The sequence below is a fragment of the Priestia sp. YIM B13490 genome (assembly GCF_042787735.1).
Classification (GTDB): Bacteria; Bacillota; Bacilli; order Bacillales; family Bacillaceae_H; genus Priestia; species Priestia megaterium.
The window spans coordinates 1-22391 of record NZ_JBHZOT010000016.1 but is presented as its reverse complement, the minus strand read 5'-3'; the positions used below and the strand labels follow the sequence as shown (position 1 = coordinate 22391).

The 22391-nt window shown below is 37.7% G+C and carries 26 protein-coding genes and 1 pseudogene; 26 read left to right on the top strand and 1 reads right to left on the bottom strand.

The window, feature by feature from the left end:
- Positions 1-62: 62 nt before the first annotated feature.
- Positions 63-458 (bottom strand): helix-turn-helix domain-containing protein, encoded by a 396-nt coding sequence (locus tag ACFX4R_RS26085; RefSeq protein ID WP_377571067.1) that lies wholly within the window; start codon positions 456-458, stop codon positions 63-65.
- A 160-nt stretch (positions 459-618) separates the two neighbouring features.
- Here ACFX4R_RS26085 and ACFX4R_RS26080 point away from each other — a divergent pair, with 160 nt between their 5' ends.
- The 26 genes and pseudogenes from ACFX4R_RS26080 to ACFX4R_RS25955 all read left to right on the top strand — a co-directional run bounded on the left by ACFX4R_RS26080 (position 619) and on the right by ACFX4R_RS25955 (position 22326).
- Positions 619-834 carry a helix-turn-helix transcriptional regulator gene (locus tag ACFX4R_RS26080; RefSeq protein WP_333473966.1) on the top strand — a complete coding sequence of 72 codons (216 nt, stop codon included), beginning with the start codon at positions 619-621 and terminating at the stop codon, positions 832-834.
- Positions 835-865: 31 nt separating this feature from the next.
- Positions 866-1114, top strand: coding sequence for a hypothetical protein (locus tag ACFX4R_RS26075; protein WP_377571063.1), 249 nt, complete (start codon positions 866-868; stop codon positions 1112-1114).
- 486 nt (positions 1115-1600) lie between these two features.
- Complete coding sequence (locus ACFX4R_RS26070; protein ID WP_309150309.1) at positions 1601-2065, top strand: hypothetical protein; 465 nt, start codon at positions 1601-1603, stop codon at positions 2063-2065.
- A 28-nt stretch (positions 2066-2093) separates the two neighbouring features.
- Positions 2094-2345, top strand: coding sequence for a hypothetical protein (locus ACFX4R_RS26065; RefSeq protein WP_377571060.1), 252 nt, complete (start codon positions 2094-2096; stop codon positions 2343-2345).
- 21 nt (positions 2346-2366) lie between these two features.
- Complete coding sequence (locus ACFX4R_RS26060) at positions 2367-2672, top strand: hypothetical protein (RefSeq protein WP_057275462.1); 306 nt, start codon at positions 2367-2369, stop codon at positions 2670-2672.
- 67 nt (positions 2673-2739) lie between these two features.
- Positions 2740-3867, top strand: coding sequence for a hypothetical protein (locus tag ACFX4R_RS26055; RefSeq protein WP_377571056.1), 1128 nt, complete (start codon positions 2740-2742; stop codon positions 3865-3867).
- Positions 3868-3882: 15 nt separating this feature from the next.
- Entirely contained in the window at positions 3883-4392 is a 510-nt protein-coding gene (locus tag ACFX4R_RS26050; RefSeq protein ID WP_377571053.1) for a hypothetical protein, read from the top strand.
- Entirely contained in the window at positions 4382-7003 is a 2622-nt protein-coding gene (locus tag ACFX4R_RS26045; protein WP_377571050.1) for a VirD4-like conjugal transfer protein, CD1115 family, read from the top strand. Before ACFX4R_RS26050 ends, ACFX4R_RS26045 begins: the two co-directional genes overlap by 11 nt.
- A gap of 20 nt (positions 7004-7023) precedes the next feature.
- Positions 7024-7230: a hypothetical protein gene (locus tag ACFX4R_RS26040; RefSeq protein ID WP_377571047.1), complete on the top strand. Its 207-nt coding sequence runs from the start codon at positions 7024-7026 to the stop codon at positions 7228-7230.
- Between the two features lie 23 nt (positions 7231-7253).
- Positions 7254-9557, top strand: coding sequence for a pLS20_p028 family conjugation system transmembrane protein (locus ACFX4R_RS26035; protein WP_377571044.1), 2304 nt, complete (start codon positions 7254-7256; stop codon positions 9555-9557).
- Between the two features lie 29 nt (positions 9558-9586).
- Entirely contained in the window at positions 9587-10246 is a 660-nt protein-coding gene (locus ACFX4R_RS26030; RefSeq protein ID WP_377571041.1) for a hypothetical protein, read from the top strand.
- 39 nt (positions 10247-10285) lie between these two features.
- Positions 10286-10576: a DUF5592 family protein gene (locus ACFX4R_RS26025; RefSeq protein WP_097813629.1), complete on the top strand. Its 291-nt coding sequence runs from the start codon at positions 10286-10288 to the stop codon at positions 10574-10576.
- A 13-nt stretch (positions 10577-10589) separates the two neighbouring features.
- Complete coding sequence (locus ACFX4R_RS26020; protein WP_098786859.1) at positions 10590-11303, top strand: hypothetical protein; 714 nt, start codon at positions 10590-10592, stop codon at positions 11301-11303.
- Between the two features lie 17 nt (positions 11304-11320).
- The gene (locus ACFX4R_RS26015) at positions 11321-13255 is read left to right on the top strand and encodes a VirB4 family type IV secretion system protein (RefSeq protein ID WP_224980693.1); all 1935 of its coding nucleotides are present in this window, start codon (positions 11321-11323) and stop codon (positions 13253-13255) included.
- 3 nt (positions 13256-13258) lie between these two features.
- Positions 13259-14371 carry a bifunctional lytic transglycosylase/C40 family peptidase gene (locus ACFX4R_RS26010; RefSeq protein WP_377571036.1) on the top strand — a complete coding sequence of 371 codons (1113 nt, stop codon included), beginning with the start codon at positions 13259-13261 and terminating at the stop codon, positions 14369-14371.
- A 14-nt stretch (positions 14372-14385) separates the two neighbouring features.
- The gene (locus tag ACFX4R_RS26005; RefSeq protein WP_205664405.1) at positions 14386-14967 is read left to right on the top strand and encodes a MerR family transcriptional regulator; all 582 of its coding nucleotides are present in this window, start codon (positions 14386-14388) and stop codon (positions 14965-14967) included.
- Positions 14968-14977: 10 nt separating this feature from the next.
- Positions 14978-15865, top strand: coding sequence for a hypothetical protein (locus ACFX4R_RS26000; RefSeq protein ID WP_377571031.1), 888 nt, complete (start codon positions 14978-14980; stop codon positions 15863-15865).
- A gap of 217 nt (positions 15866-16082) precedes the next feature.
- On the top strand, positions 16083-16343 hold the full coding sequence (locus ACFX4R_RS25995; RefSeq protein ID WP_061859916.1) for a hypothetical protein: 261 nt from the start codon (positions 16083-16085) through the stop codon (positions 16341-16343).
- Complete coding sequence (locus tag ACFX4R_RS25990; RefSeq protein ID WP_310331362.1) at positions 16340-16693, top strand: hypothetical protein; 354 nt, start codon at positions 16340-16342, stop codon at positions 16691-16693. The genes ACFX4R_RS25995 and ACFX4R_RS25990 overlap by 4 nt, the downstream gene beginning before the upstream one ends.
- Positions 16690-17886 carry a MobP2 family relaxase gene (gene mobP2, locus ACFX4R_RS25985; protein WP_377571028.1) on the top strand — a complete coding sequence of 399 codons (1197 nt, stop codon included), beginning with the start codon at positions 16690-16692 and terminating at the stop codon, positions 17884-17886. The genes ACFX4R_RS25990 and mobP2 overlap by 4 nt, the downstream gene beginning before the upstream one ends.
- Positions 17887-17888: 2 nt before the next feature.
- A complete protein-coding gene (locus ACFX4R_RS25980) occupies positions 17889-18326 on the top strand; it encodes a C2 domain-containing protein (RefSeq protein WP_377571025.1) in 438 nt (145 codons plus the stop codon).
- Between the two features lie 46 nt (positions 18327-18372).
- Complete coding sequence (locus ACFX4R_RS25975; RefSeq protein WP_377571022.1) at positions 18373-18648, top strand: hypothetical protein; 276 nt, start codon at positions 18373-18375, stop codon at positions 18646-18648.
- Positions 18641-19642 (top strand): annotated as a pseudogene (locus ACFX4R_RS25970) (ArdC-like ssDNA-binding domain-containing protein); the annotation flags it as partial. The gene ACFX4R_RS25975 and the pseudogene ACFX4R_RS25970, both read left to right, overlap by 8 nt.
- A 410-nt stretch (positions 19643-20052) precedes the next feature.
- Positions 20053-21084 (top strand): guided entry of tail-anchored proteins factor 1, encoded by a 1032-nt coding sequence (locus tag ACFX4R_RS25965; protein ID WP_377571021.1) that lies wholly within the window; start codon positions 20053-20055, stop codon positions 21082-21084.
- An 80-nt stretch (positions 21085-21164) separates the two neighbouring features.
- Positions 21165-22154 (top strand): toprim domain-containing protein, encoded by a 990-nt coding sequence (locus ACFX4R_RS25960; protein WP_377571018.1) that lies wholly within the window; start codon positions 21165-21167, stop codon positions 22152-22154.
- Positions 22147-22326, top strand: a complete 180-nt coding sequence (locus ACFX4R_RS25955) for a hypothetical protein (RefSeq protein WP_377571016.1) — start codon at positions 22147-22149, stop codon at positions 22324-22326. Before ACFX4R_RS25960 ends, ACFX4R_RS25955 begins: the two co-directional genes overlap by 8 nt.
- Positions 22327-22391 lie beyond the last annotated feature (65 nt).

Sequence of the window (22391 nt, the reverse complement as noted above, 5' to 3'; positions counted from 1 at the left end):
ACATTTGGGGAGGGGAAAAAAGTTTCCCCTCCTCTATACGAATAAAATCTTATAACATATATTTATAGCTTATTATTCATTAACGAGTTAAGTAAAGATTTTAAAGATTCTCTGTCGGACTGTGGTAATCGATTAACTTTTAAAAGTATATCTGTAAGCAACCTAACTTCGTCAGAAGACAAAGAACTAATTAAATTTGTAAGTTGGCTTATTTCAGGGCTGTAAGAGGCATCTGGTTTTTCTTGGGAAGCATTTATAGGCAAAACATCGTTAAGCGTGACACCAAGAGCATTGCAGATTTTTGTTAAAGATTCAACATGTATAGATCTATTACCTCTCTCTATTTGACTTATTGTACTTTGTGATGTGTCTGATAAATCTCCCAACTCTTGAGTAGTTAATTTCATTGCTTTTCGATATTCTTTAATTTTTGATCCCATGTATTGTTTTATATCCATTATTTTTCATCCTTACAGAAAAGAGTTTATTTAAGTTTATCTTATCAAAAAAAATCCCCAAAAATAAACTCTTTAAAAAAAGAGACTAAATTTATTTAAAAAAATTATTCGTAAATGTATTTACAAATTATTCAGAATCGACTATTATGTAATCAAGGAGGTGCTGGAAATAAAGACCATACGAGAAAAGAGGTTAGAAAAGAAATGGAGCCAAACCTATTTAGCTCAGTTATCAGGGGTCCCGCAACCCACTATTTCTCAAATCGAAAATGGGACTCGTCAATATCCAACGTTTGAAAATATGAAGAAGATCGCAGAGGCATTGGATCTTAGATTAGAAGATATTTTCTTACCAGGTCAGAAGGATATCAACTAAGTTTTAGAATACTTAACGAGGGGCGATGAACATGGAAGCAGAAAAGCGACTAGCATTCTATGATATATCAGACGCACGGGCGAAAAGTGCCAAAACCTTTGATGGAAAGTTGTATACGTTAAAAGGAGGGGTAGCTGTAGAAAAAGGAACGGGCGATATCAAACGTGTAGCTGATATTTATTATGAAGTACGTTCAGTGATGGATCAGGCTCATACCATCGTCGCCAAGCGAAGAAAGAAAGATGAGGAATTGAAGGAAGTTTTACAAAGAACCTGCTAGCTAGTTCTTAGATGCAGCATACAAGCGATTTTGAAACGTGCCGAGAGCACGAGAAGTGGTACCTTGATAATTTTATATTGCGTGCCTCCCCTAAACGGATCACAAGGGGGTTAAGGTATACGATAACGAAAAGGTTCGATGAGTGCGTCCTAAAACTCATCGGTGATCTAGCAACAAAACAGTGACGGTATATCCATGATCTGTGAAGGGTTTCGTCGTGAGGGTCACTCCGAAGAAGCGACAAGACTCCAAACAGTAGATATACGAGGTTCTTCGTACATGCCGAAAACGTTGTGCATTATTGGGCTTAGTGAAAACTATGCATGCCAATATAGGGTTTGCCCTTCCAGCCAGAAACGGGTATATATTTCCTTTCATAACCTTGAAAAGACAGAGATGATCGCTAAACTTATGGTAAAATATTACTCTCGGTAGGTTTCAGAATCGCTTGTTATGTCTGAATATTAAGAACAAAGGAGAATGGTTATGAAAAACAAAAAATGGTTAATTTCTGCGGTTGCAGGAATCGTTGTGGCTCTAGGAATAGGCACAGCGTTTGTCTCTTCCCAAAATTCAAGTGAAGTGAAAGGAAATGGTGAACTAGAAGAATTACATCCTCTTCAAATGAAAAAGTTTATGAAAGAAGATGGCACAGGATTTGTGATGTATTCCTTTGATGAAGATGATCGCAGTGTATATATGAACACGGTCAAAAAGGCTTTGGAGGAAAACGAGGTAAATGGAAAAGAAATTTACAGTCGTGATCCACAGTATGATCGTACGAAAAGTCGTACTTATTATGGTATCGATCAAAGTCCCGATAGTCTAGCAGTTTATAAGAGTGGAGAAGTAAAACAGCAAATTAAACTAGATGATTATGATCCATCTCAGTTAGAAACAGAACTTTCTCATTTTATTGAAACATCGAAAGAAGTATATTTCGAAAAATAAAAGATTCGCTTTGAAAGGTGGTGGTATCTTGACGATTTCCCAAAAAGACTTAAAGAAATCCAGAGACCTGGTAGAAAAGTTGCTTAAAGTGAATGGAAGCAAATACAATGATTGGCTACATCAACAGCACCAACAGTTTATTGAAGAAAATCAAGATTTAATTCTTCAAGCATTAAGTGCCTTTACAGGACAAGAGGAAGAGGAGGAGGAGAAAAGCGATCCAAAAGTAAATGAACAAGTTTCAGTAAGACCAACAAGTATTCCTGTAACGCAAAATTAACGAAAAAGAGGAGTGAAACACATGTTAGATTTATTGAATAGCGTTGATGTGACGCAGTTAACTTCGCATTTAACCCTTGGGGCGGCAGATGGCATGTCGGGCCTCATTGAAAGTGGAAAGTCCATTATTAAATGGATGCAGCGTATTGCAATGGTTGCGGCAGCTCTTGCCTTTTGTGTAGGTGGTTATCACTTAATATTAGGTGGAGAACGAGGTCGTCATAAATGTATCGCATGGTTTGTTGGGGGCGCTGTTGGTTTAGTGGTCGTGATGGGTGCTTATGCATTAGCTGAAGGTGTAAATACAAATATCCGATTCGGGAGCTAAGAAAGCTATACAGTCTATTGTATAGCTTTTTTCTATGCTCATTTTTAGAAGAAAGGAATGGAGAAACATGCTGTCTGTCATGTTTATGAAAAGTGAGACGAAAGAGTTGAAAACATTTCAAAAGTTATCAATTGAAGATGCATGTGAAATAACATTTACATTAGAAACTCATTATCAACGTATTAACAAGAAGGCAAATGCTGATTTTTTTATCCTAGATGAAGAAGATAATGAGGTGTACAGTGGAATGCTATCCCTTGGATCGGGGCGTGCCCTTCATGTAGTCGATCATATTAAACAAAAGTTAGCCCTTTTAAAAATGGATGATATACAGGAGGCTCGAAAGAGAAGTTTTCTTGAACAGCTCGACAAGGAAGTACCGGACCATCTGAAAGTAGTAGATGATCCGCCTTCTTCCTTAGAGGAAACAACAGAAAATTATATGCAAATGAATGAAACACCTATTCTTTCTACTCGTAATCGAAGGTTGATCTATGGAGGAGGGATTTTATCCCTTCTTATCCTTTCGGCTACATGTTTTTCAACTGTAGCTACTTCTCAAGATCGAGCTGAAACGATTCAAGATTTGCAAAAACAGGTCAAACTGGAACAAAAAATAACAGGGACATATGAAAAGGCGATTTTAGGGGACTCAGAAGGGGCTTTAAAGCGACTTTCTTCTATCGATGAACAAAGTCTCACGAAAAAACAAAAAAACGTCTACATGAGCCTTCTCATCGATCAAAAAAAGTATGAAAAAGCTATTCAGCTTCAGGGAAACCATCCAGAAGTAGTGGAAAGCATGATTTCAAAGAAGGGAGATATCAATGCGCTAAAAGAGTTTCAACAAACGTTTCCTTCTTCAAATGGTGCGTTTGATCTTGCCTATCACGAACAGCGGTGGGAAGATATGATGCGCCAATCAGGAGTAGAAATGACAGATAAACGGTATGAAATGAAGGCTTATGGTTATTTGAAGCTTGATAAAGTAAAGGAGGCCAAAGCAGCAGCAGCTCATGTCCAGAATCAAGATTTGAATCAGAAAATAGAAACCTATGAAAGAACAAAAAAGGGGATAGAAGCAACAAAAAAACAATTAGAGGAGGAAAACAAGAAAGATAAAAAAGATGAAAACAAAATTAAATCTTTAACGGATCAGCAGAAGAAACAAGAAGAACTACTAAAAAATCTATAAGAAAGGATGAACAGGATGTATACACAAACAAAAGTAAAAAACCAGAAGCAAACCTTTGTGGTAGGTGTTGAGTATTATGAAGAAGATTTATTTTTAGAAATCGAATTAGGCACGTTTCACACAACTGAGCTTCATGCCCAACGTATTGCAAATAGTGTCCATAATGTCATTCTTTTAGAGAATCAGATCGTCATTATTTTTAAAAATGCTGATTCAATATCCATCACAGATGACTTTCTGAAATATGCGTTCAAGTTTCGATTATGCACGAAACCAACTATGCCACCTCTAGATATCTCCAAGCTCACTCAACAAGAAAAAGACGACTTAGTTTTTAATGAAGCCTATATGGTGACAGAAGAGGACATGAAAGAGGTACAATGGGACATTGACACGGCTTTTCGTTATCTTCAACATCAGTATGAGGCAAGAGATCAAACGTTCTTTTCCCTTTCATCTAGTGCCTATTATGTGATTCCTACCTCTGAACAGATTGACCAGGAGGGAATGAGAAATGCAACCTAATAAATCCATCAAATATGTGGTCGCTGAAAAACAAGTACTTATTCCTTTAAGTGCTTGTTTTTTTGCGTCTATTCTTCTCATCTTGAACTTTCTTTTTAACATGATGCGAAGCCTTATTCAAACAACGTTTAGTGATGTATTTGAACCGCAGCCTTTTCATTTGGACACATCTTTTTTGACAGAGATTCATCTTCAACAGTACTCGCCTTTATATGGGGCCATGTGTCTAGTGGCTGCCTTATTAACGGCAAAATTTGCTTATAATATTCGATCTAACTTTAAAGATTTAAACCGCAATCAAAAAGGATCGGGACGATTTACCACAAGACGTGAACTGAAAAAGCAATATCGAAAAGTACCTGAAAAAACGACAACGTATCAAGGTGGAGGTGGTGTACCTGTTTCACGTATTCAAACCTATGACCTGATTCAAACGTGGAAAGAGTACAAAGCTTTAAAGGGAATACAGAAGCTTCTCCACACACATCGATTCTTTACGAAGAAAAGCTACATGCTGATTGATGATACACCCGTTAATAATTTGATCATTGGGATTACACGATCAGGGAAAGGAGAAACCTTTGTTTTTCCAACGATTGATATCTACTCACGAGCTGAAAAACAACCTTCCTTAGTCTGTAATGACCCTAAGGGCGAATTGCTTGCAGCTTCTAAAAAAACGTTAGAGGAAAGAGGCTATCATGTTGAAGTTCTAAACTTACTTAATCCATTAGAATCGATGAGTTATAACCTGTTGGAAATGATAAAAGAAACGTATAAAGATGGGGATTATTCAACAGCTCAAGCGTTATGTAACACATTATCTTATACGCTTTATTACAATCCAAATGCGAAAGATCCGTTCTGGCAACAATGTGCCATGAGCTTATGTAACGCCATGATTCTTGCAGTAACGGATAAATGCATTAAAGAACAAACAGAAGAGAAGATTACCATGTACACAGTGGCAAATATGTTGTCAGAGCTAGGCTCAAAAGAGGTTGTCATTAATAATCAAGGAGATACCCAAAATGCATTAGACATGTACTTTGATGGTCTTCCAACAGAAAGTGTAGCCAAAATGCAGTATGCGACATCGAATTTCTCAAAAGGAACGACAAGAGGGGGGATCTTTACTCAAACAATGAATGGATTATCCATTTTTACGTTTGATGAAATCGCGAAGATGACCTCTAAAAACAGCGTCGATTTAAAACGTGTGGGCTTTGGCAAAACCATCAAAGGAACCGCAGCACCTCTTACTCGCTTAGAAATGACCTTTCCAGATGGTCAAAAAGAAACAATTAAAACGGATGCCAAAGGGTTATTTGAAGTCAATTTTACAAGTGAGTTAAAAAGTAATGATGAAATTATTCTTGGTGAAAAGTTGAGTGATAAAATCGTTACTTCATCGAGGCTTGAAACAGTGATATCGATTAATAAAATCACGAAAGAAACAGGAGCTACGACGTTTACAGTCGAGAAGCAGCATCCAACCATTCATGTAAAGGAAGTGACGTATTTTACAAAACCGATTGCGATATTTATGGTCACACCAGACTACGATTCAAGTAATCATGTAATAGCCTCTATCTTTGTTCGGCAGTTATATTATGTGCTTTCTAAGAACGCTTCGTTGGCAAGAGGAAACAAGTGTCATCGAGAAGTAGTTCTAATTTTGGATGAATTTGGAAATATGCCAGCGATTCAAGATATGGCGAACATTATCACCGTTTGTTTAGGGAGAAACATACGCTTCAACTTAGTCATACAGGCCTATGCACAGCTAAAAAATAAATATGGAGATGATGCCGAAACGATTGAAGGGAACTGCGGGAATACGATTTATATTTTAAGCAATAACTATGAAACAGCTAGAACCATCTCACAAAAATTAGGAGACGGTACAATCAATTCCACCTCTCGAAGTGGAAAAGGATTATCAACAGATAAAAGTAAAACAGAGGGAGTCGATGGAAAGCCATTATTAACACCAAATGAATTAATGGAATTACAGGAAGGAGAGAGCGTCGTCGTTCGGGTGGTTAAACGTCAAGATAAAGCACGTCAGAGGATTAAAGCACATCCCATCTATAACACTGGAAAAACAGCGTTGAAATACCGTTGGGAATACCTTGGAGATGACTTTAACACAGATCGTTCGATTCTAGATATTGATATTTCGTCTTTACATGAAAAAGTCAATCCAAGATCCTTGGTTATTGATAACTTTCTTTCACCATTTGCAACTCCTCCAGTTGAGGAGTTAATAAAAAAAGTTGAGGAAGTGATAAAAACAGAAGAAAAAGTTAAGGAGTCACCAAATGAGCTTTTTACTGCTATAACCCTTGAAAACTGGAAAACTAGAACAGTCAAAGAGTTCTTTTGCAATGATCCAAGTGTTTTTGAATTTATTAGAACCTCTTTACCTCACGTAATGAAGAAAACAACAGAAGATGTTGAACAACTGGCTATGGGAGATTTTGATGAAGAGTTTGAGCAACTAGCTTTCATGAATGGAATTGATCCTAAAGGCTATGAACTTGTTCGTAAAAAAATTGATTCTACTCTTACTCAATTACAAGACCAAATGGAAAAACAAGAAGCCTAATATCAAAAGGGGGAGAAAGAATGACTCGTATTTCAAAGGAATTAGAACGTATTTTAGAGGACTATGCACCGATTGTAAAGGAAGGGCAACAGGTGTTAATTGGCTTGATAGATGGCACTGTGCAATTGGAAAAAGGGCAGGAAGGAGAAGCACCTGTACAAATTCGTGTTTCTCCTCTGGATGAACGATTAGAGATGACAATTGATATCTTGTTTCAAGGCATGTAATACCTTCGTAAGGAGATGAGCAGATGAAGGATGAAGAAATTCTTAAAAAACTCCATGAGTTTTCAGATTACTTAGATGTTGGAAATATCCTCACCTATTTGTTGCGGAAATTAGGTTGGGCATGTATTCAACTTCTTTCTTTTCTAGTGGATGGATTAGAAGGAATTACAGATAGTATTTTAGGAATTAAGACATTTTTTAATTCACCTGATATTCAAGACTTTATTACTAAGATTCAACCCTTTTTATATGTATTACTGGCTTTTTCCTTTTTGTATATTGGTTACATGTTGATTATTCAGAAGAAGGTCAATCGTGAACAGATTATGATTAACATTTTTATTTCGATGGCTGTTCTTCTTCTTCTGAATACAAGCATGTTAAAGGCTGATAAGTTCACCGATCAAGCCATTGAAGCTGTTGATTTAAACGAAAAAAGAACCGTAAGTGAAAAGATTATTAAAAGTAATATAACGGATGTAGCGCAATTTGATCTTACAAAGTGGAAGAGTCCAGAATTAAAAGAACCGAATAAAGTACCTCAAAAGAATATTTTGATGATTGATATTACTGAAAAGATTGATGGTGACTTTAAAGTAAATGAGAAAGATACTATCTCAGATGAAGGAACAGATATACTCACACACAAAGCAGCTGTAACACCAGATGGAAAAGACGGGGTTGTGAAATTAGATAATGGATGGTTCGATTTCTTTCCAGAACTTTATTATCGATGGTCATGGAACTTCTGGACAATTGCCATTTCTCTTTTTGTTATAGGAATGACCTTGTTATTTACCTCTATTAAGTTAGCAAAACTATGTTACGAGCTAGGATTTAATGCAATTTTAGCCCAACTAGTTGCGCCTGCGGATGTAGCAGATGGGCAGAAGTTAAAAGCCGTTCTGAAAAACATCCTAAATACATTTCTCGTCACGATTATGATCTTTATATCCATGAAGGTTTATCTAATGGGAACAGTGTTTATTAGCGATAAATTAGAAGGTATTCCGTATCTTATCGCATTGATCGCTTTTAGTATTGCCGTTGTTGATGGGCCTGTAATGTGTGAACGTCTCTTTGGCATCGATGCCGGACTCAAAAGTGGTTGGGGCGCTATTGCAGGAGGTTTTGCGATGGCAAAAGGCATTGAAAGTAGTATTGGCATGATGGGCAGAACCTTAAAAGGAGGAGCCAATCTTGCAAAAGGTGTTGGTAATGTAGGAAAAGGACTTGGTAGTGGCGCTCTTCAGACAGCAGCAGGAGTTGGAGGTTTTGGTAAAGGGTTAGCTACACAAGGAAATAAAGAAAAACAACCAGCTCTGCATGAAGAAATGAAAAAGGCAGGAATGGCAGGTGAGAAAGGAAACGCTGCCTCTAAAGGTCAAAACGCAGGAAATGAGCAAAAGGCTCAACAACAGGGATTATCTTCTACTGAAAAACAAGAAGGAGGTAAAAATACTGAAGGAAATTCTTCGGAAGGAAAAGGGGCAGCTCAAGGCAGCTCTTTACAGGATGAGATGCAAGCAGCAGGTGTTTCTACTGATAGTCAGGGATCAACTTCCTCTGTAGAAGGTGGAAGTGCTTCACTTCATGATGAAATGCAAGCCTCTGGTTATGGCGAAAGTGCAAATGAAGGTATTGGATCTCCTGTAGAAGGTGGAAGTGCTTCACTTCATGATGAAATGCAAGCTTCTGGTCATAGTGAAAGCACAAGTGAAGGTACTGGATCTTCTGTAGAAGGTGGAAGTGCTTTTCTACATGATGAAATGCAGGCTTCTGGTCATAGTGGAAGTACAAATGGAGGCAGCTCTTCTGTAGGAAAGGCAAGTACTCCTCTACATGGTGAAATGCAGGTTTCCGGTCATAATGGAAGTACAAATGGAGGCAGCTCCTCTGTAGGGAAGGCAAGTGCTTCTCTACATGATGAAATGCAGGCTTCTGGTCATAATGGAAGTACAAATGGAGGCAGCTCTTCTGTAGGAAAGGCAAGTACTCCTCTACATGGTGAAATGCAAGCTTCTGGTCATAGTGGAAGTACAAATGGAGGCAGCTCCTCTGTAGGAAGTGTGAGTACACCTGTTCATGAAGAAATTCAAACTTCCGGTTATGGTGGAAGTACAAATGGAGGCAGCTCTTCTGTAGGAAAGGCAAGTACTCCTCTACATGATGAAATGCAGGCTTCTGGTCATAGTGGAAGTACAAACGGAGGCAGCTCTTCTGTAGGAAAGGCAAGTACTCCTCTACATGGTGAAATGCAAGCTTCTGGTCATAGTGGAAGTACAAATGGAGGCAGCTCCTCTGTAGNGGAGGCAGCTCTTCTGTAGGAAAGGCAAGTACTCCTCTACATGGTGAAATGCAAGCTTCTGGTCATAGTGGAAGTACAAATGGAGGCAGCTCCTCTGTAGGAAGTGTGAGTACGCCTGTTCATGAAGAAATTCAAACTTCCGGTTACGGTGGAAGTACAAGTGAAGGCGGATCTTCTGTAGGAAATGTGAGTACACCTGTTCATGAAGAAATCCAAACTTCCGGTTACGGTGGAAGTACAAGTGAAGGCGGATCTTCTATAGGAAATGTGAGTACACCTGTTCATGAAGAAATTCAAACTTCCGGTTACGGTGGAAGTACAAGTGAAGGCGGATCTTCTGTAGAAAGTGTAAGTTATCCTACACCAACAAGAGAACCTTCTAGTTCCATGCCGACAGGGATGGATCAAGCACAAGCACAAGTGGCAGCTACACAGGAACCTCGTCAAGTAAAACAACCAATTGAAAAAGACACAGTTCCTGTTTCAACAGAAGACATTCCAATGCCACATCAACATCGAACAGAAACACTTAATATTGCAGAAGTGGTACGAGATAATGTCAAAGAGAGAGTAGGAAAGGTAAGAGAACGTATTGATAACTCACAGACGATTCATAAAACAAAACGTTCTTATCAAATTGGACGAAATACAGGACGAGATTTACGAAACCTTGGATCAAAGAAGCGAAATAAACCAGAAGAGAAGTAACAAGCGTTACTTCTCTTCTTTATAGGGAGGAGAAGAATCATGGCAAACTATAACATTCCGAAAGAAATCTCGACGGAATTAAAGATTAATAAATCACTCTATCTCTTCGATTTGTTGTTCATTATTGGCTTACTTATGGTCACGATGATGTTACGTTTTTTTATTCATCCTACACTTCAAATTCCCTTTTATATCTTCATGGGCATATTTGGGCTATTGATGATCGTTAGACCAAGTACGAACCCTAAAAAACGGATGTATGAGGCGTTATTGCTTACATTGGTACGAAAGAAGAGCACGTATTGTGCGATAGATCGGGATCAAGAATAAAGGAGGGTAATAGATGGCATTATTCGATGAAAGAATCCTAGAAAAAGAGAAACCTATTTTAAAAGAAAAAAAGACAAGTAACTCCCTTCTCTTTGATGAAAAGGAACTGGATAAACAGATCGCTCGTACAAAGAAAAAGAATCCTTTTTCTCTGTTACAACTTCCAAAGGCTGAAAAGGAAAAAAAGAAAGAGAAATTACCGGAGGTGAAAAAAAGTGTGGCTGATATTATTCCCATTATCGATCAAACAGATAGTGGATTATTTCAGCTAAAAGATGAGGGAGGTTTTTTTGGAATCTGGCAGCTTCAAAGTACAGATATCAATGCCATGCATGACCAAGAGGCAGGACGCAATATTTATACACTGGCTAAAACATACCAGGGCGACAAAGATCCGTTTAAAATCATCTCATTAAACTTGCCCGTTTCAACCCAAAAGCAACAACAGTATCTTGAAAAGAAGATTCGAGAGGCCAACAATGCGTTATCACTTCGATTCTTACGAAAAAAGTTAAAAGAGCTTCAATATTTAGAATGGGGGCGAACCAATCGAGAATACTTTCTTTTCCTATATGGACCGACTGAACTCGCTGTAAAAGAGCGAAAAGACCAATTTATGCGAGATATTCAACTGGCTATCCCTCTGTTACCTGTTTCGGATGAAAAACAAATTAACCTTCTTTACAAACTCTACAATCAAAACGCCAAGCTTGGTAATAAACAATAAGAAAGGATGATAAAACCATGATAACTTTACCTTTTCGTAAAAAAGAGAAAACACCTCAAGAAATCAAGCAGAAAAAAGGATACAATCCCTATTTTGTGGCACAGATTCAACCACAAGGAGGCGTGAGCTTTAAAGAAAACCTTGTTCGAAACGGAGATGGATATTCAACTTGTATTCATATTTATGAGTACCCAACGAACGTGAATGATTTTTGGCTGGAACCGATCATGAATATGCCAAATGCCATTACAACCTTAGATGTAGTAAGCGATGAGCGAAAACAAGTCGTAGAAGCGATCAATAAAAATATGTCAGAGCAAAATGCACGGCATGTAAATGCCAAAGAAAACATTGATCGTATGGATGCCCAAGAACAGTATTTAGATATGAAAGAGCTATACCGTCAAGTCACAAATGGTGAAGTGATCAAACGGATACACCTTCGCATTTATATTGCGGAAAAAACGATTCCTGACTTAGAAAAACGATTAAAAGAAGTCATTCACCATCTTGAAACGCATAACTTCAGAGGATCCATTTTCTTAAATGAACAAGAGTATGAGTGGGAATCGTTAATCACACATTTTGACATGCAAAAGAAATATCCCAATAAGCGAAAAGGAAAGGAAATCCCCGCATTAGCACTAGCCGGAGGGTTTCCTTTTCATTTTACTCACTTAGATGATCCATACGGCACGTATCAAGGAACCACTCGTACAGGTGGCAGCGTCATCTTTGATTTGTTTCACAAAGACCAACAACGAAAAAGTTATAATGCGGTGTTGATGGGTTTAATGGGCGCAGGTAAATCTACTTTTTTAAAGAAAGTCACGACAGATAATGCGATTAAAGGCTATAAGATTCGAGGCTTTGATATCGTTGGAGAGTTTGAAAGTCTCGTCAGAGAGTTAGGAGGTAAACAGATTGCGCTAGATGGATCAGAAGGGCAAATTAATCCCTTACAGGTATTTAAAACACATGAACATGAGCTTAATAGCTTTACACAGCATCTATCCAAATTAACTGTTTTCTATCGCTTTATCGCACCAGAAGCAAAAGACGATGAGTTAAAAGAGTACGAAAAGCTACTTCGTAAACTCTATATCCAAAAGCAGTTATGGAACGATGAAAAAGGCGCAATTAACTACATCACAGGGCTTTCACCAGAAGCTTACCCAACCTTTAGTGAGTTTTTACAGCTTATTCGCCAAGAGTTATATGCAGATGAGAAAACACGAGAACACCATTCGAACCTAGGAGAGTATCGGAAACGTCGTCTTGAAGTTATTGAGCTTAACATTGAAAACTTGGTTGAAACGTACGCTCATTTGTTTGATGGCATTTCAACCATTGAAGATTTTAATGACGAACAAGTCGTATTCTTCTCAATCCGCCATTTATCGAAATTAAAAGATGAAATTGCACAAGCACAGCTTTTCAACGTCATGAGTTTATTATGGGATGGCATGTTGCAAAATGGTGAACCTCAACTAGATGCCTATACAGAAGGGACATTGGCCTTTGAAGATGCTATTCGCTACTTAATCGTGATCGATGAGGCTCATCACATCGTGAACACGAAAAAGGGCAATGAACATGCCTTAGATTTCCTAACAGAGTTTAGTCGAGAAGCACGTAAATACTTTGCTGGATTGATCTATGCAAGTCATTTAATTAGTGACTTTGTGCCAGATGGTTCGGAACAAACAGCGATTGAAAAAATTAAAAAGCTTTTTGACTTAACACAATATAAATTCATCATGCAGCAAGATGATAACAACTTAGATACCATTCAACGAGTGTTTAAAACAGGGATTACGGATAGTGAACTAGCTGAGATTCCGAAGCTGCCAATTGGGGATGTGTTGCTTTGTATTAAGTCCGTAAAAAACATTCTCTTTCATATTGAAATCGATGAGGAAGAAAAAGTGCTGTACGGTGGAGGTGCGTAAGCCTTGCATATCGTTTTACAGCTCATTCCAAAAAAATATTTGATTGGAGGCGCGTTGATCCTGTTAGGATTATCGGGCCTCTTAGTCATGAGTACGATTGTAGCCATTACAGGTGAATTTGAAAAAGATAGTCAACAAAGTGACGTGACAGAGATTGAAGGAGGAGGCATTGGCGTAGGAACGGCTAATGTGTCACCAGAGGTTATGAGGTATCAACCGTTACTTGAAAAGTACGCACAAAAACATGGGTTAGATGCTTCCTATGTGCCAATTATGATGGCATTAATGATGCAAGAAAGTGGAGGAAGAGGAAACGATCCCATGCAATCCTCTGAGTCTAAATGTGGAAGCGTTGGATGTATTCAGAATCCCGAAGCCTCTATTGACCAAGGAGTAAAACATTTTAAAGACGTATTAGAAAAAGCCCATTATGATCTAGAGCTATGTCTACAAAGTTATAATTTTGGGCCAGGGTTTATTATCTTCGTGAACAAAAATGGAGGTCATTATACCAAGGAATTAGCCATAAAGTTTTCACAAATTCAATACCAAAAAGTCAAGCATACGGGAAACTATCACTGCCTTCGACCAGAGGCTGTTCCCTATCAGGCGTGCTACGGCGATATAGCCTACAAAGATGCTGTGTTGAAATATTACACTGGAACAATCACAGCTGACGGAAAACCGGCTGCTCCTGCGAGTGGTGGAAGTGGTGGTAAATCGGGTGTAAAAGTGATTGATGCCGGAAAAACGTTAATTGGCAAAACACGCTATGTATTTGGGGGTGGGCGCTCTCAATCTGATATTAATGCAGGACGTTTTGACTGTTCAAGTTTCGTAAGGTGGGCATTCGAACAAGTAGGAATGAATGTCGGTCCGATGTCAGGCGTAACAACCGATACACTCAAAACACAGGGGCAAGCAATCAATCCAAAAGACATGAAGCCTGGAGATGTGGTGTTTTTTGATACCTATAAAATAGACGGCCATGTCGGAATATATGTTGGAAATAATCAGTTCTTAGGCTGCCAAGGAAAAACAGGTGTAGCCATCGCAAGTATGGCAAAAGGAACGTATTTTGGTGAACGATTCAATGGAAGAGTAAAACGATTTTAAAAGGAGAAAAGGCGATGAAAAATAAAGCAGCACTACTATTTGGAGCGCTTGCCGTTGTGGTGGCAGGCGTGACCATTTTCAATATCTACCTTAACCACAATATCTCCAACACAACAGCTTCGAAACAAATTCAAGTCACAAATGACAGCTTACAAGAAGAAAATAAAGAGTTAAAAAAACAACTAAGTGAAGTTCGCCCTTCTGCCCAAGAACAACAAAAACGAGATTACTTGAATACGGTTCATCAATTCATCGATGTGTCTTATCATCGTGAAAAAGAAGGATTTGAGGAACGAAAGAAGGTTGCAAAATCCATCATGGACAAAGAGCTTTATGAGCAATTTTATCCTTCTGAAAAATTCGTATATGGAGATAGTTACACTTCAGTTCCAAACGATGTACAGCTTTATGTACAACAATACGATGGAGGGCAAGAAGAGGTCGAAGTCATTGCTGAATTTACGAATCATCTTGTCATAAAAGATGAGAATGTCGACGATCAAACGCATGACATTATTAAAGTTTCTCTACGGAAAGAAGAGAATAAATGGGTGGTTTATAGTATTGAAGAATTGAAAACAGAAATCATGAAATGAGGTGGTATAAGTGGCATTTAAAAAGCAATTGGAAGATTATCGATTTAATTTAAATCGTAATCGGTCATGGAAGTATACAGCGATGTTGATCTTTTTCTTTATCGGTTTTTTATCCTTACTGACATCGAAATTTTATTTAAAAACAGAAGATCCTTTGTATCATACGAATACCTATGAGGCGGTTTCTTCTAACATAACAGGAACCGTCACGATTGAAAATCGTGTGTATCATCCGGCTAATGCCTCACTGGATATGGTCATCAAAATGGATCAAACAGATGAAGAAGAAGTAAGCTTTGTGGCACAAGAAAAAGCGAACCCAAACATCAAATTACCTGTTCATTTATTGTATGAAGATGATGGCTATTATGTCGTAAGAATCAGCGATTTGTCTCCAAATTGGGAAGCACTTGCCTTTGATCTGTATCAAGAAAATGAAGAAAAAGAAACAGTAAACTTTGATGACGTAACGAGTGATTCAGAAACAGATTCAACAGAGGAAATAGATGCTCATGCGTTAATTACGACACTCTATTCTGACCAACGAAAAACAAAAAGTGAAGAAGGAAAAGGAACAAAAAACAAACAAGAATATGCGCTTTTGGTCAATGATTTAGAGAAGCAGTTTGTCAAAAAGAAAATGAAAAACTATGAAAAAGCAATCACAGTAGAAGCCAAACATAAACGTCAAACGCAACAAGAAATGAGCGAGTTACAACGTGATATGAAGTACCAAGTGAATGAGGAAAAAGCCGATACTGAATCAAAAATTGCGATGAAAAAGGATGCCATTCAGTCGAGTGATGAAAGCATTCAGCTTTATAAAGATGAACAAAAAAGTTTACAAGAAAAGCTCCAAAAGTTGAATGAAAAACAACAAGATTTAGCCATGAAGTGAAAAAAGAGGTGTCGCCACTGACTCGCCAAGGTGTCGCCAGAGAGTCGCCAGACACCGTTTTGGAGTCGCCAGAGAGTCGCCACTTTGAGGGTTTTCGTGATATCACGGTTTTGCTAGGCTTTGCCTAGCCTATCACACCCTGTGATAGCAAAAACCCCTTATGCTCTTCTCTCTGTTTCAGTGGAGAACCACAAATTACAGGAAAGGAACGAATATAGTGGATATAATCATACGAAATGTAAGTGCAACTGCAATAAAAAAGATTGATGAAAAGGCAAAAGAAAAAAAGATTTCTCGTCAGGAATTTTTAAAAGGTCAGCTTGAAACGCTGGCTTTTTTTCATGAACAAACCAATAGAGAATTACAGCTTGAAAATATGCTAGAGAAAGTTCTTCAAATGATGGGTCAGTGCTCAACAACAATGGAAAATATGAATGACATCATGCATGAATTGATGGGAGGAGACGAACCGTTATGATGAAAGAGCGTATGAAATTATCGTTACCACCTGAAGTGAAAAAATATATCCAATCTTATATGAAAGAACATCACTTGTCATTTACAGGTGATGCGATTTCTCGTATCTGTCAGGAGCATGAGGAAACGCAAAAGAGAAAGGATGGTTCAATAAAAAAGATCGTAAAAGATGTTACTCAAAATATAGAGGATCTTTTACAGAGGGAACGACTTCATATTAAAAAAGAGTTGCTATATATGGAGCAAAATATTGAACGATCTACAAGGAACAGTTTAAAAGAAGTTGAGGATTATAGCATAGCAAAACGGGGTGAGCTTTTCGCTTCTTTATTGGAGGGATATGAAAAATGAATCAGTCCTCTGTTACACCAGGAGTCGTGCTTAAAACGAAATTTGTTACGTCTGATAAGAAAGCATTTCAAGAGTATGTGGAGTATGTTGATCGTGACGATGCAAAGAAAGATCAAGAAGCACATGAAAAACTATTTTCTCTTTATCAAGACTATATGAATAACCCTGATAAGACGTCCTCTTTATTTACAGAGCACTCGGATCAGTTAAATGAAGATGAGAAAAAAGAATTGAAAGGTTTATTTGAAATAGCACAAAAAAATAACAGTATCATGTGGCAAGATGTTATTACATTTCATAACCCTTGGCTCCAAGAAAATGGTTTATATGACTCTCATACTCATACAGTGGATGAGAAAAAATTAATGGAGATTACCCGTCAGTCCATGAAGGAAATGCTTAAAAGGGAAAAGCTAGATCAGTCAGCTATTTGGTCAGCTGCTATACACTACAACACGGAAAACATTCATATTCATGTTGCAACAGTAGAACCAAATCCTACACGTGATCGGGGCAAAAGAAAACCCAAAACGTTAGATGCCATGAAATCAAAAGTGGTGAGTCAGATTCTTGAACGTGGGCAGGAACAAAAAGAAATAAATGATTTAATCCGCAAAAACATGGTAGGAAGCAAGAAACAGGATTCCTCTTTTAAATGGAGAAATCGAGAGCTTAAACCACTCTTTTTGCACATCTATAATCATCTTCCAGAAGATAAGAGACAATGGCAATACAGTTATAACACGTTGCAACCTTTAAGATCCTCGATTGATACATTAAGTGCAAAATATATTCAAAAGTATCATACAAAAGAGTTTGAACAGTTCAATAAGAAATTGGATCAAGAGGTAGAGGTGTTAAGGAAGGCATACGGCGAAGGAACGTTTGATAAAAAACGGTATGAACATTATAAGCAAAACAAAACAGATGAATTATATAAGAGAATGGGCAATGCTTTTTTAAGTGAAATGCGGGAGTATGATCGAAAACAAACACATATCAAAAAAGTAATAGCTTCTTCTTCTGGGGCAAAGCAAAAGTCCTATTCGGCTAACCATCTACCTGTACACGTTTCTCTAAAGAAAATGGAACGTGCTTTTAAATCAGAATATGAAAGCTGGAAAAATCAACAACATTATGAGCGTTTGCAAAAAGATATTGAACAAAATCGTGAAGTCGAAAGGGGTTATTAAAAATGGAGAAATACAGACATAAGGTGACAGTGGATGAAGAAACAGAGGCATACATTCAAGAGTATATGAAGGAACATAAACTTCGTTTTGCTTCAGAAGCGATTATTGATATTTGTGAGAAATATAGAAAGATTCAAGAGCAAGAATGGTCATTGAAATATATTTCTGAAGTCGTCAGCAATAGTTTACATGATGTTATAAAAGAAGAACTAAAAAGGATTCGTCTTGGCACAAACAGTGCGGATAAAAACACACAAATTTTAATTGAGTATATGAATGGGTTATTTGCTCATCATGGATTTAAAGGACTTATGACTACGAGTATGAGGGAAATGGATAGTACACGAATTGCGCGAGAAGTTGTAGAAAATCGTATTGCTCATCAACGTCAAAAGAAGGTTGATGCAGAAGAATCAAGAGGGAAACAACCATCTTCATGATGGTTTCATATAAATATAGATTTAAAATTTAAAGGAGGAATCATTCATGTTGTTTAACAAAGATTTAGTGCTAGCTTCGATTAAAGCTGTGGGAGAGGATCACGCCATTGTACAGTATCAAGACAAAGAAGTAGAGGTGAATTTAAGTCCAGAAGAAGCGAAGGAGTTTCACCAATATGTGGTGCATCAAGAGAATATGTTGGTGCCAATGAATATCAAAACACAGAAGCTTTTTGTGGATTTAGAAGAACCTTGGTATGAACAAGAATTAGAAGAGCTTAAGGGGATCTCCTATCAAGAAGAGGAGGATGGCAATGAGTAAAACGTATGCGAAAAAATCCGTTGAAGATAAGCGTAAAGAGGTTGAAGAGCTAACGAATGGGATGGAGAAAAAGGTCGAGCAGCACTTTCATTCTGCCGAAGAATTAAAAGACTATTTATCTTTTATGGGTAAGTTTTATCAATACTCCATGTCAAATACAGCTCTTATTCAAGAACAGTTCTTTGGTGCTCAAGCTGTTGGCTCATTTAAGTTTTGGAAAGATAAAGGTTTCTCTGTCAATAAAGGGGAGAAAGGCATTAAAATTCTTGTACCAAATAAAACCGTTCCCAAATTTAAAGATGAAAATGGGAAATTAAAGTCCATTAATAAAGCCACTCCTCAAGAAAAGAAGCTGATTCAAAAGGGAAAAAAAGAAGTCACTCAAGGCCGACTGTATTTTTCAGTCGGTCATGTTTTTGAGATTTCCCAAACGAATGCAAAAGCGAGTGATTTACCTAATATTTTCCCAAATCGTTGGTTGGAAGGAAACGTGGAGGACTACAAGGCGCTTTATAAAGGGATGGAAGCCATTGCCGAAAAGAATGGTATTTCTATTATTCAACCAAAAGAGGAGCTTGGAGCTGCAAAGGGGATCAGTTACACCTTAACAAAAGAAGTTGCGCTAAATCCTCGTAACTCTGAACGTCAAAATGTAAAGACTTTGATACACGAATTGGCTCATGCGAAACTTCACACCAAAGACACACATCTAAGCTATACAGCTGCGGAAAAAGAGTTTCAGGCAGAAATGACAGCTTATACGGTTTCCTCTTATTTTGGAATCGACACCAGTTCCTATTCGTTGGATTACTTATCGCACTGGACAAAAGGAAAGACCTTTGAAGATAAAACAAAGCTACTAAAAGAAGTACATGAAACGTCCGTTGGTTTTATTGAAACAATTGAAGAGACGTTGGTAAAAGAACGAGAAAAAAATCAGTCACCAGAAAAAAACGATGAAAAGCAACAGCAAGCAGATACTCTTTCTTCTGAAAATGTACAAGAGAAAATGAAAGAAGGATATGAAGATTATAAACAAAAACAGCAACAGGAATCGGCACAAAATGTAGATAGCATATTAGATCGTGTCACGGCTGAAGAAAAGTATTATTCAACCAAAACACAAGCGATTAAAAATGGATGGATGACAAAGGAAGAAGTCGTGAAACTTGAGCATCAGATTGATTCAACTATGACTAAAAACGAGAAGGGGATCATCAATGGTCAAGTTCAAGAACAATCTCTTACTTTTCAAGAGCGTGTTGAAGTGGGTAATCACATGCAATTCCAAAAACGTACAGGCACCGTCAAAAAGAAAAAAGACGAACAGGAACTCGAAAGGTAAGGGAGCGTAAAAAGCTCTCTTTTTTATTGTCCAAATACTATCTAAATGGAGGAAGAATGATGAAAAAAATTACGTCTCTTTCAAATGACCAATTTAAAACGCTTATTTCCGATAAACGAGAATTAAAGAAGTTTATGAAACACCCACAAAATGAAAAAATCGAGGCAGGTTGGGCAAATATCAGTGGTGAACAGCTGCAAGAGATTCCTTCTGGTGCTGTTTACTTAACACAATCAGCTATAGGAGAAGAAAAGCCGCAGGTTTTGTTTGTTTCCACCGATGAAAGAGGACAAAAACAAGCCTATGAAAGTGAAGCAACACTTGATTTTTTAAAGAGTCATGATGTGAATCCTGTTTTAGAGAAAGATCGAGAAACACAGCTCAAAACAAGCTACATTACGTTTTTACAGGCTCATGACAAAGAGAAACCTCAAGATATTGATAGCATGTTAGCCCGTGTGAATGCAGAAAACGATTATGTCATGTTGAAATCAAGTGCTTTAAAGGAAAATCAGTTCACCCATGACCAATTAAAGGGCATGGAGAACGAGCTTTCTCATCATTTCCAAGCACGAAAACAAGCACAAGAGAAGGACCGATATCAAGAAGGTTACAAACAAGAAGTATTAGAAGCTTTGCAGCAGCCTAGTGACGAAGAACAGTATAAGCAGCTGTTTAAACAAAGCTTGTTATCCCAATTAGGCATATCAGATGAAAAAGATTCTTCTAAAGAAGCGAAAAAGGAAGCTGAAGCAGAAAAAGCTCCTGTCGAAAAACAGCTTAAGCAAGAAACACCTCAAGAGAAAGAGCAGCGTTTGGCCAAAATGAAGGAGTTTGAACAAAAGCATTCCTTTGATAAGGTGTACAAATTAAAAAAAGAAGTGCTACAGGAATTAAAAGAGCTCAATTTGACTGATTCTCAACGTGAGAAATTAACCAAGCTTGAAAAGGCTTTAGACACGGAGAAAAAGGATCACGACAAGCAGAAAAAAGAAGAGAAATCACAGAATGGATTTACAAAGTTTTTTGCACGGAACAATGGAGCAAATTCTTCAAAAAAACGGAAAGAAACGCATGAAATAGAACGCTAAAAATGGCAAAAGATTGGAAAAGAACGAGGGGGGCTGAAAAGCTCTCTTTTTTCATATGGTGAAGTGAGGGAGGGATTTAGATGGGAGAACGAAAACACGTCAAGGAGGGGGAGGTTATGAAAGCGCGAGATGTTGATTTGTTGTCGTATCTGGAAGCCAAAGGCGAAACTTTTGTAAAAGAAGGCAAGTATTACCGTCATACCGAACATGATAGTTTACTCATCAAAGGGAACATGTACGCTTGGAATAGCCGAAATGAAAAAGGATACGGAGCGATCAGTTTCGCTCAAATGTATTATGGGATGTCGTTCCCACAAGCTGTATTAGATATCAACAAAGGCGATTATAAAGAGATTGCTCAGTCGCATGTGCAATCGTCGGTTTCACCATCAAAAGAGCCTTTTCGCTACCCAAAAGAGTTAGAAGTAAAGGATCAAAGCAAAGTGAAAGACTATCTGATAAAGGAGCGTAAAATTGATCCTCGGTTAGTTCACTGGCTACTTCAAAAGGATTTAATCGCCCAGGATAAACGAAACAATGTTGTGTTTAAATGGCGTGAGCATGGAGGCAAAGGAAAGGTAATTGGGGCAGATCGACAAGGAACAGCTTCGATAAAAAATAAACGAGGTTCTTTTAAACAAGTCTTACCAAACGATAACCCACATACAGGCTTTTCAGTTGATGTGGGTCGCCCAAACAAGATTCATTTCTTTGAAAGCCCAATTGATCTTCTTTCTTATTGGAGTATACAAGAGAATAGTTTGCAGAATACACGCCTTATTAGTATGAATGGCTTAAAACCTAAAACAGTTGCTCAATCTTATATCGAAGCTCGAAGAGAAGGCTTAAGCATTAAAGAAATGGTTTTAGCTGTCGATAATGACCAAGGAGGAAAAGAATTTATTGACAAAATGAACCAAATCGTTAATGCTGATTTAATAAGAGCAGATATTCCAAAGGGAGCGAAAGATTGGAACGAAGAGTTAAAGAAGAATGGAAAAAGCATTCAACCTGTAGCATCACGTCTCCGAAATAAACAAACAGAACAGGAGCTTTCAATGAATGGATAATGTGTTTCAAAGTGTGTTTTATCTTTTTCTTATCATCATTTTATTTAAGCTTTCTCAATTTGCTTACCGTGTCATTCGTGAACGGAAGTATATGAAAGAGCTAGCTCAATCAGGCATGCCCTATATTGATAAAATGGATGGTTATCAATTTGAAATCTATGTGCGCCCATAAGGGCTTCTGGGGAATCTGCTATAGCAAGCAGTAGGTATAGATATCTTAATAAACCTATCATCAAT

What these genes read in the sequence shown, in the direction of transcription:
- ACFX4R_RS26075 (WP_377571063.1), top strand. Translation starts at nt 866, where the DNA reads ATGGAAGCAGAAAAGCGACTAGCATTCTATGATATATCAGACGCACGG.
- ACFX4R_RS26055 (WP_377571056.1), top strand. Translation starts at nt 2,740, where the DNA reads ATGCTGTCTGTCATGTTTATGAAAAGTGAGACGAAAGAGTTGAAAACA.
- ACFX4R_RS26070 (WP_309150309.1), top strand. Translation starts at nt 1,601, where the DNA reads ATGAAAAACAAAAAATGGTTAATTTCTGCGGTTGCAGGAATCGTTGTG.
- mobP2 (WP_377571028.1), top strand. Translation starts at nt 16,690, where the DNA reads ATGAATCAGTCCTCTGTTACACCAGGAGTCGTGCTTAAAACGAAATTT.
- ACFX4R_RS26045 (WP_377571050.1), top strand. Translation starts at nt 4,382, where the DNA reads ATGCAACCTAATAAATCCATCAAATATGTGGTCGCTGAAAAACAAGTA.
- ACFX4R_RS26060 (WP_057275462.1), top strand. Translation starts at nt 2,367, where the DNA reads ATGTTAGATTTATTGAATAGCGTTGATGTGACGCAGTTAACTTCGCAT.
- ACFX4R_RS26015 (WP_224980693.1), top strand. Translation starts at nt 11,321, where the DNA reads ATGATAACTTTACCTTTTCGTAAAAAAGAGAAAACACCTCAAGAAATC.
- ACFX4R_RS26020 (WP_098786859.1), top strand. Translation starts at nt 10,590, where the DNA reads ATGGCATTATTCGATGAAAGAATCCTAGAAAAAGAGAAACCTATTTTA.
- ACFX4R_RS26050 (WP_377571053.1), top strand. Translation starts at nt 3,883, where the DNA reads ATGTATACACAAACAAAAGTAAAAAACCAGAAGCAAACCTTTGTGGTA.
- ACFX4R_RS25975 (WP_377571022.1), top strand. Translation starts at nt 18,373, where the DNA reads ATGTTGTTTAACAAAGATTTAGTGCTAGCTTCGATTAAAGCTGTGGGA.
- ACFX4R_RS25955 (WP_377571016.1), top strand. Translation starts at nt 22,147, where the DNA reads ATGGATAATGTGTTTCAAAGTGTGTTTTATCTTTTTCTTATCATCATT.
- ACFX4R_RS25960 (WP_377571018.1), top strand. Translation starts at nt 21,165, where the DNA reads ATGGGAGAACGAAAACACGTCAAGGAGGGGGAGGTTATGAAAGCGCGA.
- ACFX4R_RS26030 (WP_377571041.1), top strand. Translation starts at nt 9,587, where the DNA reads ATGCAAGCTTCTGGTCATAGTGGAAGTACAAATGGAGGCAGCTCCTCT.
- ACFX4R_RS26085 (WP_377571067.1), bottom strand. Translation starts at nt 458, where the DNA reads ATGGATATAAAACAATACATGGGATCAAAAATTAAAGAATATCGAAAA.
- ACFX4R_RS25965 (WP_377571021.1), top strand. Translation starts at nt 20,053, where the DNA reads ATGAAAAAAATTACGTCTCTTTCAAATGACCAATTTAAAACGCTTATT.
- ACFX4R_RS25980 (WP_377571025.1), top strand. Translation starts at nt 17,889, where the DNA reads ATGGAGAAATACAGACATAAGGTGACAGTGGATGAAGAAACAGAGGCA.
- ACFX4R_RS25990 (WP_310331362.1), top strand. Translation starts at nt 16,340, where the DNA reads ATGATGAAAGAGCGTATGAAATTATCGTTACCACCTGAAGTGAAAAAA.
- ACFX4R_RS26005 (WP_205664405.1), top strand. Translation starts at nt 14,386, where the DNA reads ATGAAAAATAAAGCAGCACTACTATTTGGAGCGCTTGCCGTTGTGGTG.
- ACFX4R_RS26025 (WP_097813629.1), top strand. Translation starts at nt 10,286, where the DNA reads ATGGCAAACTATAACATTCCGAAAGAAATCTCGACGGAATTAAAGATT.
- ACFX4R_RS26040 (WP_377571047.1), top strand. Translation starts at nt 7,024, where the DNA reads ATGACTCGTATTTCAAAGGAATTAGAACGTATTTTAGAGGACTATGCA.